The 13518-nt window shown below is 72.3% G+C and carries 12 protein-coding genes; 7 read left to right on the forward strand and 5 right to left on the reverse strand.

Annotated features, from left to right (window positions below; genetic code table 11):
- The first annotated feature begins 272 nt into the window (after positions 1 to 272).
- Positions 273 to 2279: a serine/threonine-protein kinase gene (locus ABZX90_RS28770; RefSeq protein WP_351123198.1), complete on the forward strand. Its 2007-nt coding sequence runs from the start codon at positions 273 to 275 to the stop codon at positions 2277 to 2279.
- Between the two features lie 172 nt (positions 2280 to 2451).
- Here ABZX90_RS28770 and ABZX90_RS28775 read toward each other — a convergent pair whose 3' ends face one another.
- Both ABZX90_RS28775 and ABZX90_RS28780 read right to left on the reverse strand, forming a co-directional pair.
- Positions 2452 to 3276, reverse strand: a complete 825-nt coding sequence (locus ABZX90_RS28775) for a tyrosinase family protein (RefSeq protein ID WP_351123201.1) — start codon at positions 3274 to 3276, stop codon at positions 2452 to 2454.
- A gap of 32 nt (positions 3277 to 3308) precedes the next feature.
- Positions 3309 to 3713 carry a tyrosinase cofactor gene (locus ABZX90_RS28780; RefSeq protein ID WP_351123203.1) on the reverse strand — a complete coding sequence of 135 codons (405 nt, stop codon included), beginning with the start codon at positions 3711 to 3713 and terminating at the stop codon, positions 3309 to 3311.
- 338 nt (positions 3714 to 4051) lie between these two features.
- On the opposite strand from ABZX90_RS28780, the gene ABZX90_RS28785 reads away from it, so the two are divergent.
- The 3 genes from ABZX90_RS28785 to ABZX90_RS28795 all read left to right on the forward strand — a co-directional run bounded on the left by ABZX90_RS28785 (position 4052) and on the right by ABZX90_RS28795 (position 7530).
- Positions 4052 to 5254, forward strand: coding sequence for an FAD-dependent monooxygenase (locus ABZX90_RS28785; protein WP_351123206.1), 1203 nt, complete (start codon positions 4052 to 4054; stop codon positions 5252 to 5254).
- A gap of 111 nt (positions 5255 to 5365) precedes the next feature.
- The gene (locus ABZX90_RS28790; RefSeq protein ID WP_351123209.1) at positions 5366 to 6811 is read left to right on the forward strand and encodes an MFS transporter; all 1446 of its coding nucleotides are present in this window, start codon (positions 5366 to 5368) and stop codon (positions 6809 to 6811) included.
- On the forward strand, positions 6808 to 7530 hold the full coding sequence (locus ABZX90_RS28795) for a TetR family transcriptional regulator (RefSeq protein ID WP_355209468.1): 723 nt from the start codon (positions 6808 to 6810) through the stop codon (positions 7528 to 7530). The genes ABZX90_RS28790 and ABZX90_RS28795 overlap by 4 nt, the downstream gene beginning before the upstream one ends.
- Before the next feature lie 26 nt (positions 7531 to 7556).
- On the opposite strand, the gene ABZX90_RS28800 is transcribed toward ABZX90_RS28795, so the two are convergent.
- Both ABZX90_RS28800 and ABZX90_RS28805 read right to left on the reverse strand, forming a co-directional pair.
- Positions 7557 to 8183, reverse strand: a complete 627-nt coding sequence (locus ABZX90_RS28800) for an alpha-ketoglutarate-dependent dioxygenase AlkB (RefSeq protein ID WP_355209470.1) — start codon at positions 8181 to 8183, stop codon at positions 7557 to 7559.
- A 57-nt stretch (positions 8184 to 8240) separates the two neighbouring features.
- A complete protein-coding gene (locus ABZX90_RS28805; protein ID WP_355209473.1) occupies positions 8241 to 8948 on the reverse strand; it encodes an SDR family NAD(P)-dependent oxidoreductase in 708 nt (235 codons plus the stop codon).
- Positions 8949 to 9050: 102 nt separating this feature from the next.
- Between ABZX90_RS28805 and ABZX90_RS28810 the strand changes: the two genes are divergently transcribed.
- Positions 9051 to 9890 (forward strand): helix-turn-helix transcriptional regulator, encoded by an 840-nt coding sequence (locus ABZX90_RS28810; RefSeq protein ID WP_351123221.1) that lies wholly within the window; start codon positions 9051 to 9053, stop codon positions 9888 to 9890.
- Positions 9891 to 9967: 77 nt separating this feature from the next.
- On the opposite strand, the gene ABZX90_RS28815 is transcribed toward ABZX90_RS28810, so the two are convergent.
- Positions 9968 to 10855, reverse strand: coding sequence for an aminoglycoside phosphotransferase family protein (locus ABZX90_RS28815; RefSeq protein WP_355209476.1), 888 nt, complete (start codon positions 10853 to 10855; stop codon positions 9968 to 9970).
- Between the two features lie 326 nt (positions 10856 to 11181).
- Here ABZX90_RS28815 and ABZX90_RS28820 point away from each other — a divergent pair, with 326 nt between their 5' ends.
- The gene (locus ABZX90_RS28820) at positions 11182 to 12234 is read left to right on the forward strand and encodes a hypothetical protein (RefSeq protein WP_351123361.1); all 1053 of its coding nucleotides are present in this window, start codon (positions 11182 to 11184) and stop codon (positions 12232 to 12234) included.
- Positions 12234 to 13298: a polyprenyl synthetase family protein gene (locus ABZX90_RS28825; protein ID WP_355209479.1), complete on the forward strand. Its 1065-nt coding sequence runs from the start codon at positions 12234 to 12236 to the stop codon at positions 13296 to 13298. The genes ABZX90_RS28820 and ABZX90_RS28825 overlap by 1 nt, the downstream gene beginning before the upstream one ends.
- Positions 13299 to 13518 lie beyond the last annotated feature (220 nt).

The raw sequence follows: 13518 nt of genomic DNA on the forward strand, positions 1-13518 counted from the left end.
CCCCCCCCGGCGGCCCGGGCTCTCCGACACCACCGCCCGCCTGCGCCGGGGCGTTCCCGGACCGCCGGGGTCCGGGCCTCCCGGTACCGCCGAGGCTTCCTCCCTGCCGCGGCTTCCCGCCCCGATCACCTTGCGCGGTCCGCCCGTTGACCCTCCCGGACGGATCGCGACGTCGTATCCGGACGGTAGTGCGAAGACGATGGGTGTCGGGGAGGATGAGGGATCTTCGGCGGACGCCGGGGCGTGGGACGCGGGGCACGGGCGGGGGCTGTGTGAAGGCATCAGAGGCGCTGGACGCGGGGGACCCGCGGCAGGTCGGGCGCTACCGGATCGTGGCGCGGCTCGGGGCGGGCGGGATGGGACGCGTGTACCTCGGGCGGTCGCCCGGAGGACGCGCGGTGGCGGTCAAGCTGGTGCGCCCCGAACTCGCGGAGGACGGTGAGTTCCGCCGCCGGTTCGCCCGGGAGGTCACCGCCGCCCGACGCGTCAACGGAGTCTTCACCGCGGGCGTCGTCGACGCCGATCCGGACGGCTCGCCCGCGTGGCTCGCGACGGCGTACGTGCCCGGGGTCGCGTTGGGCGAGGCCCTGGCGGTGCACGGTCCCTGGGCGGAGGGGCCGGTACGGGCGCTCGGAGCGGGTCTCGCCGAGGCGCTGGAGGCGATCCACGCGGCCGGCGTGGTCCACCGCGACCTCAAGCCGTCGAACATCCTGCTGGCGGCGGACGGACCGCGTGTGATCGACTTCGGGATCTCCGTCGCCGCGGAGGCCAGTGCGCTGACCCGCACCGGTGGCGCCGTCGGCACCCCGGGCTTCATGTCCCCCGAGCAGCTCACCGGCAAGTCTGTGGGAGCGGCGAGCGATGTCTTCTCGCTGGGCGTGGTCCTGGCGTACACGGCGACCGGATCCGGACCGTTCGGCAGCGGCTCGTCGCACGCTCTGAGCTTCCGGATCGTCCACGAGGAACCTGAACTCGACCGACTCCCGCCCCTCTTGAGGACGTTGGTGGCCGACTGCCTGGCCAAGGAACCGCAGGCGCGGCCCACGGTGGCCGAACTGCTGGAGCGGCTCGCGGTGGACCCCGAGAGCGATCCGGGAGCCAACCCCGCGCCCACAGGGCCCGGTTGGCTCCCGGATCCGGTCACCACCATGCTCCGCGCGCGGACGGAGCGGACACCGCCGCCCGCTTCCGGGGCCGCGGAAGAGACCGCGAGGCCCGAACGCGGCCCCTCCCGCCGGCAGGTACTCGGTTTCGGCGCCGGTGTCACCGGCCTCGTCCTGGCCGGCTGGAACATCCACGACCTGGGGTCCTCCGACCGGAGACCCCGGGCCATCGCGGGTGAACGGCTGTGGCGATTCCCTGTCGGAGGGCTCGTCTACGCGTCGCCCGCGGTCGCCGACGGCACGGTGTACATCAGCGGTTCGCGCAACCTGTGCGCGGTGGAGGTCTCCTCCGGCCGAGCACGCTGGAAGCGCCCGCTCACCGGCGTCGGCCTCGGGTCGCCCGTCGTCGATGACGGTGTCGTCTACCTCAACAGCGTGGACGACCATCTCTACGCCCTGGACGGCGCCACCGGTGAACAGCGATGGCGGGTCCTCGCCGGGGGACCCGGTTCACCGGCCGTGGCCGACGGCGTCGCCTACGTCGGCGGGGCGGACGGCGGCCTGCACGCGGTGGACGCCTTGACGGGCAGGCAGCATTGGGTGCACCACGCCGACGGATTCGTGTCCGCGCGGCCGGTCGTGGCCGACGCGGTGGTCTACGCGGCGAGCCGCGGCAGTCTGTACGCGTTGGACGCGGCCACCGGCGAACGGCGCTGGAGCCTCACGACCGAAGAGACCGTGTTCGGGGCTCCGGCCGTGGTGGACGGCGTGGTCTACGCCGGCGGCGACAAAGGCACCCTCTACGCGGTGCGTGCCGCGGACGGTGAGCGGCGATGGACGTCGCCCGACGTCGGCACCGCGTTCTCGGCGCCGGCCGTGGCCGACGACGTCGTCTACGCCGGCACGGCCGACGGCAAGCTGCGCGCGGTGGACACCGACGGTCACGGACGGTGGAAGTTCTCGACCCGCAAGAACGGCCTCGCCTCGCCCGTCGTGGCCGGCGGGACCGTCTACATCGGCGCCACCGATCACCACCTGTACGCGGTGAACGCCGACACCGGTGAAGCACGCTGGACGTTCGACACCGGTGCGCCCGTGTACTCGTCCCCGGCCGTGGCGGACGGGGTGGCTTTCGTGAGCAGCGAGAACGGCTACCTGCACGCGGTGGCGACCTAGAACGCAGGCCGGGCACGGACACGAGTCCGATCCGCATCCGGTCGACCCCGGCGACCGGTCGGTTTCCGCACCCGTCAGGATTCCGCACCCGGTCTCCGCACCCGGTCTCCGCACCCGGTCGGCCCCGGGGCGGGGGCCGCCGGTACGGGCCGGCCGGGTGCGGGCGGGGGGATCAGGCGGCGTCGAAGGTGTAGAACGTGGTGTGGTCGAGCAGGTCGGCGGGCCGTGTGTCGTTCCACGGCTTCATCGTCTCGCCCAGGTCGATGACGTTCGGGGTGCCGTTGAGCGGCAGATAGCCGGAGCGGGGGTGACGGTGCTGCCAGTCCGCCCACAGCTTGTCTATGAAGGCGTGGTGGAGCCAGAAGACCGGGTCGTTGGGGGAGACGCCGGTGGCCATCTGGCCGCCCACCCAGACGTGCACCCGGTTGTGCAGATTGACGCCCCGCCAGCCTTCGAGGTGATTGCGGAAACCGTCCGAGCCGCTGTTCCAGGGCGCCATGTCGTACGTCTCCATGGCGAGCACGGAGTCCACCTCGGCGCGGGTGGGCAGTTCCCGCACCCCGCTGCCGAGCGATCTGCGCAGATACGTACGGCTGTCGACGCGCACATTGATCGGCCAGTTGCCCGCGGCGGCGGCGAACGGGCCGTCCATCACACGGCCGTCCAGGCTGCGTCCGGTGCCGCCGAGGAAGTCGGGCGCCCACAGGGACGAGCGCGCCGTGCGGTCGCTGCTCCAGTCCCAGTAGGGCAGGGCCACCGAGGGGTCGACGGACTGGAGGGCCCGCTCGAACTCGAGAAGGAATCTGCGGTGCCAGGGCAGGAACGACGGTGAACGGTGGCCCGTCCGCTCGCCGTTGTCGGTGTCGCCGAGGATGAAGGCGTTGTGCGTCGTGACGAAGGCGTCGTACTTTCCACTGCGCTTGAGCTGAAGCAGCGCGTCGACGAAACGCCTCTTCTCGTCGGCGGTCAGGCTCGCCTGGTTCTTGCGTACGGTCATGTGCGGGACTCCACGATCTGCTTGCGGGTGGTTCAGTTGGCGGCGAAGGGCACGAGTGGCGCCCCCTGCAGCTCCACGACGGCGGCGCGGGCGGCGGCGCGCGGGGTGGGCACGGGGTCGTAGTGGCTGACGACGCTGATCCAGCTGCCGTCCGCGTTGGTCATCACGTGCAGTTCCTTGCCGTCGATGAACACGGCGTATCCGCCGCCGTGATGGTGACCGCCCCCGGTGACCGGGCGGCCTTCTATGCGGCGCCCCTGGTAGACCTCGTCGAAGGCTTCCGGGCCGCCGTGGTGGTGGTCGGCCATGGACGACCGCGGGGTGGGCGGCCGTTCCGGCGACGCGGACGCGGCGGACGCGGCAAGGGTCTGGGCCCCGGCGGCCGCGACCAGCGCGGCAGCGGCCCCGAGGGCACGGCGACGAGTGAGCTCCGGCATGCGAAGACCTCCTGTGATCAGCTGTGTTGATGACCCGATATGCCTATCGGGTCGTCAAACAACGGGAGAAATCGCCGAATGTCGGTTGGCTGTGATCCGGACAATCGTGGATATGTCGTGCAAGGTTGAACGAAGATGATCTTGCTGTCGGGAGGTGTTCGCGGTGGACCGGGGGCGGAAATCCTCCCGTCGGGAGGCTCGGCGCCGATGATCTTGCGGCCGAGGCCCGCGGCCGGTGGCGCGGGTCACGCCCGCGATCTGGCGTGAACTCCGGGGATGACACCCCCTGCTACCCTTCGTGATCAACTGACCGCTTTGTGCAACATAGGGGAGTGCGCGTGAAGATCGCGTGCGTCGGTGGCGGACCCGCAAGCCTGTACTTCTCGATCCTGATGAAGCTCCAGGACCCGTCCCATGACATCACCGTCCATGAGAAGAACCCGGCCGGTTCGACCTACGGCTGGGGAGTGACCTACTGGGCGGGCCTGCTCGACAAGCTGCGCGAGGGCGACCCCGTGTCCGCGCTCGCCGTCAGCGAGAACTCGGTGTCCTGGAGCGACGGGGTCGCCCATGTCGGCGACCGCACGACCGTGCACCCCGGTGACGAGGGATTCGGTATCGGCCGCCGCCGGATGCTCGACCTGCTCGCCGAGCGGGCCCGCTCGCTGGGGGTCCGCGTCGAGTACGAGCGGGAGATCGAGGCCGACCGGCTGCCCGACGCCGACCTCGTCGTCGCCGGGGACGGAGTCAACAGCGCCCTGCGCGAGCGCCACGCCGGCCACTTCGGCAGCGAGATCAGCCTCGGGCGCAACTACTACGTCTGGCTCGGCACCACCAAGGTCTTCGACTCGTTCACCTTCTCCTTCGTCGAGACGGACCACGGCTGGATCTGGTGCTACGCCTACCGGTTCGGCGACGACCGGAGCACCCTCGTCGTCGAGTGCTCCCCGCGGACCTGGTCCGGCCTCGGGCTCGACGCGGCGAGTGAGTCCGACGGTCTCGCGCTGCTGGAGAAGCTCTTCGCCGACCTGCTGGACGGGCACGAGCTGATCGGCCGGGCGCAGGCCGACGGAACCGCGCAGTGGCTCACCTTCCGCACCCTGACCAACCGGACCTGGCACCGCGGCAACCTCGTCCTGCTCGGCGACGCCGCCCACACCACCCACTACTCGATCGGCGCGGGCACCACCCTCGCCCTGGAGGACGCCATCTCCCTGGCCGGAGCGCTGCGGGAGCACACGGACCTCGAAGCCGCCCTCACCCACTACGAGCGGGAGCGCAAGGCGCAGCTCCTGTCCGTGCAGAGCGCGGCCCGCCACAGCGCGCAGTGGTACGAGAACCTGCCGCGCTACATCGGCCTTCCGCCCGCGCAGATGTTCGCCCTGCTCGGGCAGCGGCACTCGCCACTGCTGCCGTACATCCCGCCGCAGCTCTACTACCGGATCGACCGCGCGGCCGGGCGGCTGGAGGCGCTGCGCCGCCTCAAGCGCTGGCTCGGGCCGAAACTGGCCCGCGGTGTGCAGGCCCGCGCGCACCGGTAGATACCTCTCGGCCCCCTCGCGAGAAGCGGACGGCGTTTGAGGTGAATGACAATTCACCGCTATGGTGAATTGTCATTCACCTCTGTCTTCGTGTCTACTTCTGGAGTGCCGATGGCGGCTCTGCGCGAGCGGCTCGCGATCCCTGTCCTGGCGTTCGGCGGGATTCTCATGGCCGTCATGCAGACGGTCGTCGTCCCGTTGCTGCCCGACCTGCCCCGGCTGACCGGCGCCTCGGCGGGCGCGGTGTCCTGGATGGTGACGGCGACCCTCCTCGCCGGAGCGGTGCTGACCCCCGTGCTGGGCCGCGCGGGAGACATGTACGGCAAGCGGCGCGTGCTGCTCATGGCCCTCGGGCTGATGACGCTCGGCTCCCTGATGTGCGCGCTCACCTCGGACATCGGCGTCCTGATCGTGGCGCGGGCGCTGCAGGGCGCGGCGGCCGCCGTGGTCCCGCTGTCGATCAGCATCCTGCGCGACGAACTGCCGCCGGAGCGCACGGGTTCAGCCGTCTCGCTGATGAGTTCCACCGTGGGGATCGGCGCCGCCCTCGGCCTCCCTCTCGCCGCCCTCGTGGTGCAGTACGCCAACTGGCACGTCATGTTCTGGGCGACGACCGCGCTCGGCGTCGTCGGGGTGTCGCTGGCCTGGTGGGCGGTGCGCGAGTCGCCCGTCCGGGAGCCGGGCCGCTTCGACACGGTCGGCGCGCTGGGCCTGGCCGCCGGACTGGTGTGTCTGCTGCTCGCCGTGTCGCAGGGCGGCACCTGGGGCTGGAGCAGCCCCGCGATCCTGGGCCTGTTCGCCGGCTGCGCCGTCGTCCTCACGCTGTGGTGGCGACAGCAGCTGCGCGCCGAACGCCCCCTCGTCGACCTGAGGTTGGCCGCCCGCCCGCGCGTCGCCCTGCCGCACGTCGCCGCGCTCCTGACCGGCTTCGCGTTCTACGGCAACTCACTGGTCACGGCGCAGCTCGTGCAGGCGCCCACGGCCACCGGCTACGGGCTCGGCCTGTCCATCGTGGCGACCGGCCTGTGTCTGCTGCCCGGCGGCGTGACCATGCTGCTGCTCTCGCCCGTCTCGGCGCGCATCTCGGCGGTCCGCGGTCCCCGGGTGACGCTGGCCCTCGGCACGGCGATCATCGCCTCCGGCTATGTGCTGCGGATCGTGGACAGCCGTGACCTCTGGATGATCATCCTGGGTGCCACGGTCTGCGCGATCGGCACCACCTTCGCCTACTCCGCCCTGCCCACCCTGATCCTGCGCGCGGTGCCCGCAGGGCAGACCGCGTCCGCCAACGGCGTCAACGTCCTGATGCGCACCATCGGGCAGGCCGTGTGCAGCGCCGCCGTGGCCGCCATCCTGGTGCACCACACGAGCCTCGTCGGCGGTGCACCCGTGCCGACCCTGCACGGATATCTGCTGGCCTTCGTCATGGCGGGTACGGTCGCACTGGTGGCCTGCGCGGCCGCCCTGTCGATACCCGCCGACCCCGCCTCCCGCGAGACCCCGCGCACCGGCCGCCGTACCGGCGCACCCCGCGACGAGGCACTCGAAGGAGCATGAGCACCGTGACCACCCCGCACACCGGTCTCACGGCGTCCCCGCCCGTCCCGGGGCCCGGTGAGCAGCCGGCCGCTTCCGCTCCACCGCACCAGGACGGGGAAGCCGCTCCCGCTGCTCCCGCACCCGCTGCTCCCGCACCCGCTGCTCCCGCCGTACCCGACGCTCCCGCCGCACCCCGCCGCGACGCGGAGGCGACCAAGGCGGCGATCCTGCGCGCGGCCCGGTATCTGCTGGCCCGGCACGCCCACGCGGACATCACGCTCAAAGCGGTGGCCGACCGGGCGGGGGTGAGCGCGCCGCTGATCCTCAAGTACTTCGGCAACAAGGACGCGCTGTTCGCCCGCGTCATGTCCTTCGAGTCCGACGCCGACGCCCTGCTGGACGCACCCCTGGACGAGCTCGGCCGGCACATGGTCCGCCACCTCCTCGAAGGCCAGACCCAGCGGGGCGCCGACCCCGTCCTGCGCATCGTCTTCGCGCCGCTCCAGGGGGAACAGGGCGACATACTGCGCGCCAACTTCCGCGCCCAGGTCAGTGACCGGCTCGCCGAGCGCCTGAGCGGACCGGATTCGGGCCTGCGCGCGGAGCTCGCCGTGAGCACCCTGCTCGGCCTCGGCGTGATGTACGGCATCGCCCGGGGCCCGCACCTGCGCGCCACCACGATCGAGGACATCGTCGACCGGTACGCGCCGGCGGTTCAGGCCCAGCTCGCACCCTGAGCCGGGAGTTTCCCGCGGCCGCAAGGTCAGTTCACCCCGTCGGGGCGGAACTGGACGCTGATCCGGGGTCCCGCCGCCCGTGCCGTCTTGGGGATCGCGTGTTCCCAGGTGCGCTGGCAGGAGCCGCCCATCACGATGAGGTCGCCGTGGCCCAGCGGGCGCCGCACGGTGTCCCCGCCACCGCGAGGCCGCAGCAGGAGATCGCGCGGGGCGCCCACGGAGATGATGGCGACCATGGTGTCCTCGCGGGCGCCCCGGCCGATCTTGTCCCCGTGCCAGGCCACGCTGTCGCGGCCGTCCCGGTAGTAGCAGAGCCCGGCCGTGGTGAACGGCTCGCCCAGCTCGTCGGCGTAGTGCGCGGACAGTGCGTCCCGGGCCTCGTCCAGGATCGGATGCGGCAGCGGATCGTCCGCGCGAAAGTAGGCGAGCAGCCGGGGTACGTCCACCACCTGCTCGTACATCTGGCGCCGTTCGGCCCGCCACGGCACCTCGGCGGCGAGCCGGGCGAAGAGCTCGTCGGCCCCGCTCAGCCAGCCGGGCGACAGGTCGATCCACGCCCCGTCGCCCAGCGCGGTGCGGCGCATCCCGTGCAGCGGACCGAGGCGGAGCTCGTCGGTCTGGTCGAAGAGCGAGCCCTGGAGGTGCGTGGCCATACGGCCAGCGTACCCCCGTAATCGAATATGTGTTCCATCGGTGGGTCGGTGGCGTGGTCACCAGGGGACCGGGCCCGTCGCGTCGAAGAAGCCGCCGGTCGGTCCGTCCCGGCCGATCCGCGCCATGCGGACGATGATCTCGGCGCCCTGCTCCACGGTCTGCGTTCCGGTGTTGCCGTTCAGGTCGGTGGCGGTGTAGCCGGGTTCCACCGCGTTGATCCGGATGCCGGGGAAGGCCTTCGCGTACTGCACGGTGATCATGTTGACGGCCGTTTTGGACGCCGGATAGGCGACGCCCGGGTAGGCGTGGGACGGGGTCGCGGGTTCGGTGATCCGGGCCAGTGAGGCCAGGCCGCTGCTGAGGTTCACCACGACCGGGGCGGCGGACTTCTGGAGCAGGGGCAGGAAGGCGTGGGTGACCCGGACGACGCCGAAGACGTTCGTCTCGAACAGCTCGCGCATCATGTCGCCGGTCACGTCCGCCGCGCCGATCACGCTGTTTCCCTCGCCGCGCCCCTCGACGCCGGCGTTGTTGATCAGGACGTCCAGGCCGCCCCCGGCCTCGACGGTCTTCGCCGCGGCGGCGACGGACGCGTCGTCGGTGACGTCGATGACGACCGCGCGCGCCCCGAGTTCCTGGGCGGCGTGCCGCCCGCGCTCCGGGTCCCGGCTGCCCATGAAGACGGTGTGGCCTGCCGCGACGAGCCGACGGGCGGTCTCGAAGCCGAGGCCCTTGTTCGCTCCGGTGATGAGTGTTGTGGTCATGCGTCCAGAGTCCGGCAGCCTGGTGCCGACAACCAGGAGTCCGGTGTTCCTGGGACCGCGGGTACCAGGCAGGTCCGCGCGCGCAGGTGCACAGTTGGGGGCATGGCGAACACGGAGTTCGGGCGGACGGTGCGGCGCTGGCGCGACCGGGTCTCACCGGAGGCGGCCGGGCTGCCCGGTGGCGGGCAGCGGCGCGCGGCCGGGCTGCGCCGTGAGGAGCTGGCCCTGCTCGCGGGTATCTCGGTCGACTACGTCACCCGCCTCGAACAAGGCCGGGCGGCCCACCCCTCGGAGCAGGTCGTCGAGGCCCTGGGCCGGGCGCTGCGGCTTTCCGGAACCGAGCGCGAGCACCTCTTCCAGGTGGCCGGGCTGGTGCCGCCGGGCAAGGGCATAGTGCCCGCCCACATCACCCCGGGCGTTCACCGGCTGCTCGACCGGCTGAACGGCACACCTGTGGCGGTCTACGACGCGGCGTGGACGCTGCTGCTGGCCAACCCGCTGTACGCGGCCCTGCTGGGTGATCCCTCGGGGTGGCGCGGCAATGAACGCAACGGCGTCTGGCGCAACTTCGTGGGCCCCGGCAGCCGGGTGCGTCACACCCCGCGGGAGCGGCGTGCTTTCGAGGCGACGCTCGCCGCCGACCTGCGCGCGACCGCGAGCCGGTATCCGACGGACCGGCGCTTGACGCAGCTGATCGACGACCTGTGCGCGAACAGCGTGCGGTTCGCGGAGCTGTGGGACTCGGGAACCGTGGGCCGCCACGAGGCGTCCCGCAAGACCATCGATCATCCCCAGGTCGGCGCCGTGACACTGGACTGCGACGTACTCAGCGTCGCCGGCAGCGACCTGCGGATCATGGTCTACACGGCCGAGCCCGGCACGGAGGACGCCGAACGCCTCGACCTCCTCGGCGTTCTCGGCACGCAGGCTCTCGTGGAGTGACCGGACCGGCGGGGGTCGAGTGACCTGGGTGGCAGGGCCTTCGGGGCCATAGTTCGGACTGTTCGCGGGCACAGCCTCTAGAACTCGGCCAGCACTTCGCGGATCACGTGCTCGGCGTTGCCGGCGATCACCGGGTTCGTGGTGCGGTAGTACGGGAGTTGGACCAGGGCCATGGACAGGGCCCAGCCGCGGCCGCGCGCCCAGCCGGCGTCGTCGGCACCCGCGGCATCCCGGAAGACGGACCGCGCTTCGGCCGGCAGGAGGTTCCAGGCCGGGATGAAGTCGCAGGCCGGATCGCCGGTGCCGAGGGTGCCGAAGTCGAGGACGGCAGTGAGGCGGCCCTGGCGGGTGAGGAGGTTCATCGGCATCAGGTCCGAGTGGAGCCACAGCGGCGGGCCCGTCCACGACGGCGCCGCGAGCGCTTCCTCCCAGGCCGCCGTCGCGGCCAACGTGTCGATCGCGCCGCGGAGTTCACCGATCGCCGAGCGCGTCTCGGCGTCCACCGTGGCCAGGGCGACCCCGCGATAGGCGGTCGGCCCGCCGGGCAGGTCGATCCCGCGCAGTGCGGCGACGAACGCGCCGAGGTCGGCGGCCAGCCCGTCCGCGTCGGTGAGGGCGTCGGGCGCCGGAAGGTCGCCGTCGAGCCAGCGCAGTACGGCCCAGTGCCACGGATAGCCCGCCGCGGGGGTGCCGAGCCCCAGGATCTCAGGCACCGGGAACGGGAGCATCGGGGCGAGCCGCGGCAGCCACGCGTGTTCCTTGGTCACGTCGTCGGCGCCGTCCGCGATGCGCGGGAGCCGGACGGCCATGTCGTCGCCGAGACGGTAGAGGGCGTTGACGGTCCCGGCCGACTCCACGCGCTTCAGGGGCAGTTCGGCCCACTGCCGGAACTGCTCGGCCAGCAGGCGTCGTACGAGCGAACCGTCGATCCGCGCCTCGTCGGCGTGCATCGGGCCTGCGGGCATGGGCGCCTGCTTTCCGTGGGGAGAAGGTCGACTTCCGCCATCCTGCGTCCCGTTCGGGCCGCCCCGCAACGCGTTTCGGGCGGCCAGGCAACCTCGCGGACGCGATCGTCGTCTTGATCGGCAACGGGCGGATGGCGCGTCGACCTACAGCAGCAGAGATTCCCTGGTGGAAATCGGACGCACTATACCCCTTGCGTATACATGCCGTGTATACGTCGAGTGTGTAGCGGTGTCGTCGCACGTCAACGCCCCGAAGGAGCCAGCTACAGCATCACCGCCGGGCCGTGAGCGCATGCGGACGTCCGGTGGCAGACGGAAAGGCACTCATGTACGGCAAGGCCTTCGCCCCGGAGTACCAGGGCGCTTTGACCACCCTGTCCGTGAACTCCTCACTGACCGACGTCCTCGCGGCGGGCACCGAGCAACTGCGCGCCGCCGAGCGCACGGGCGCTCGCGCCGAGGCGGCCCGGTCGGGTCTCGCGGTCGCCGAGGCGCACCGCCGGCTCGGGCAGGTGGCGGACGCCGACCGGGCGTGGAAGGCGAGTTACCGCACCGCTCGTGAGGCTGGTGACGGCGCCGCGATGGCGTGGGCCCTGTGGAGCGGTGGCACACTCGCCCGGCAGCGCGGAGCGTTCCCGCTGGCGTGGCGACTGCTGCGGCTGGCCGCCGAACTCGGCGGCCAGGCAGGGGATGTGGTGGTGCGCGGCTACTCCTTGGCCGGAATGGCGGAGACCGGCCGCATCCAGGGCGACTACGCGGCCGTGACCGCCCTGCACGAGCAGTTGCTGGCCGAGGCCCGCAAGCGCGGCGAGGCCCGGCACACGGTGTGGGCTCTGGAGGGCATCGCCCAGATCCACCGCAACACCGGCGCGTACGAGAGCGCGTACGCCATGTTCGAGGAGGCGGCCGGGATCGCCGCCGGTGCCGAGGACCGGCGGGGCCACGCCTGGGCGCTGCGGGGCCTCGCGGACATCGTCTCCGTGCGCGACGGCGACGTGGACCGCGCGCTGGAGCTGCTGAGCGAGGCGGAGGTGTCCTGCCGCGCGATGAAGCTGTCCGGCGCGCTCGCCTACAACCACAAGATGCGCGGCAATGTCCTCTACCGCGCCGGGCGTTACGAGCAGGCCCGTGACCTCTACGCGCAGGCGCTCGCCGAGTTCGAGGCGATGAGCGAGCCGCGCGGCCGTGCGCTGTCGCGGCTCGGACTGGTCAAGTCCCTCTCCCGCCTCGGCCGCGACCGCGCCGAAACCGCCGCAGACCTGGGCGAGTTGGCCGTGGCGCTGGAGAGCATCGGGCTGCGGCACGCCCGGCGGATGGTCGAACAGGCACGGACCGAGCTCGGGTTGACGCCCGGGACCGGCGAGGCGGAGGCCGCGTGATGACCTCGACCGCCCTGCAGCGCTCGACGGCCTCGACCGTCCCGGCGCCGCCCACCGCCGCGCGGATTCTGCGCCGCTGCCGCGAACTCGCCGCTCCCGCCCTGGCGGAGGCGGTCGACGGGCTGCACCCCTGGGTCGCCGAGATGGCCGGATACGCGCTCGGCCGCTGCGAGGTCGGCGGCGCCCCCGCGGACCACAGTCAGGGCAAGGGCGTACGGCAGGCGCTGGCCGTCCTCGGGGCGGAAATCGTCTCGGGCCCCGCCGGGGCGGGCGTGCCGGGGGCCGTCGCGGTGGAGCTCGTCCACACCTTCTCGCTGCTCCACGACGACATCATGGACGGCGACGCACTGCGCCGGGGCCGCCCCGCGCTGTGGAAGGCGTACGGCACCGGCCCCGCCGTCCTCGCGGGCGACGCGCTGTTCGCGCTGGGCGTGGAGACCCTCGCCCTTGCTCCCCACGCCGGTTTCACCGTACGGCAGTTGACCACCGCCCTCGGCGACCTGGTCCGCGGTCAGGCGGACGACCTGCTGTTCGCCGACCGGCCCTGGAGCGGGCCCGAGGCGGTGGGCGTGCGGGAGTACGAGACGATGGCCGAGGGCAAGACCGGCGCGCTGCTCGGCTGCGCGCTGGCACTCGGCGCCCGGCTGGCGGGAGCGCCCGGCCGGACCGTGACCGTGCTGGACCGCGCCGGACGCCATCTCGGCGTCGCCTTCCAGATCGCCGACGACGTGCTGGGCATCTGGGGTGATCCGGCGGTCACCGGCAAGCCGGTCCACGGCGACCTGCGGCAGGGGAAGAAGACCCTGCCGGTCCTCGCGGCCCTCAGTGCGCCCGGGCACTCCGAACTCGCCGAACTCCTCGCGGCCTCGCACGCGCTCGACGGCGGGGGCCTTCGCCGCGCGGCGGCCCTCGTCGAGCGTGCCGGTGGTCGCACGACGGCCGTGCGCGAGGCGCGCCGCCATCTGGCCGCGGCGGACGCGCTGCTCACGGGCGTGCCCCTCGCCCCGGGGCCCGTGGCGGAACTGCGCACGGTGCTGTCCGCCCTCGCCGACCGCACGATCTGACCCCTTCCCGACTCCTCGACTCCCCGCACGCGTACCTCGGGCCCGTCCGCTCCGGGCCGGGGTCATGCGACATGCGTCACATACGCCTGTCGACCTGCCTCGCCAGGCAACCGCCTCATGGCCCTTCACATCTGTCCGGTCGGTGCACTGTTGGCCACTCAGTGATCACCGCGAAGCAAGCATTTGTAAAGAGATGCCCTCAAAAGCAAGAAAAGGGATC

The sequence above is a fragment of the Streptomyces sp. NPDC002935 genome, assembly GCF_040611295.1.
In the GTDB taxonomy this organism is placed as follows: domain Bacteria; phylum Actinomycetota; class Actinomycetes; order Streptomycetales; family Streptomycetaceae; genus Streptomyces.

What these genes read in the sequence shown, in the direction of transcription:
- ABZX90_RS28775 (WP_351123201.1), bottom strand. Translation starts at nt 3,276, where the DNA reads ATGACCGTACGCAAGAACCAGGCGAGCCTGACCGCCGACGAGAAGAGG.
- ABZX90_RS28780 (WP_351123203.1), bottom strand. Translation starts at nt 3,713, where the DNA reads ATGCCGGAGCTCACTCGTCGCCGTGCCCTCGGGGCCGCTGCCGCGCTG.
- ABZX90_RS28790 (WP_351123209.1), top strand. Translation starts at nt 5,366, where the DNA reads ATGGCGGCTCTGCGCGAGCGGCTCGCGATCCCTGTCCTGGCGTTCGGC.
- ABZX90_RS28795 (WP_355209468.1), top strand. Translation starts at nt 6,808, where the DNA reads ATGAGCACCGTGACCACCCCGCACACCGGTCTCACGGCGTCCCCGCCC.
- ABZX90_RS28800 (WP_355209470.1), bottom strand. Translation starts at nt 8,183, where the DNA reads ATGGCCACGCACCTCCAGGGCTCGCTCTTCGACCAGACCGACGAGCTC.
- ABZX90_RS28805 (WP_355209473.1), bottom strand. Translation starts at nt 8,948, where the DNA reads ATGACCACAACACTCATCACCGGAGCGAACAAGGGCCTCGGCTTCGAG.
- ABZX90_RS28810 (WP_351123221.1), top strand. Translation starts at nt 9,051, where the DNA reads ATGGCGAACACGGAGTTCGGGCGGACGGTGCGGCGCTGGCGCGACCGG.
- ABZX90_RS28815 (WP_355209476.1), bottom strand. Translation starts at nt 10,855, where the DNA reads ATGCCCGCAGGCCCGATGCACGCCGACGAGGCGCGGATCGACGGTTCG.
- ABZX90_RS28820 (WP_351123361.1), top strand. Translation starts at nt 11,182, where the DNA reads ATGTACGGCAAGGCCTTCGCCCCGGAGTACCAGGGCGCTTTGACCACC.
- ABZX90_RS28825 (WP_355209479.1), top strand. Translation starts at nt 12,234, where the DNA reads ATGACCTCGACCGCCCTGCAGCGCTCGACGGCCTCGACCGTCCCGGCG.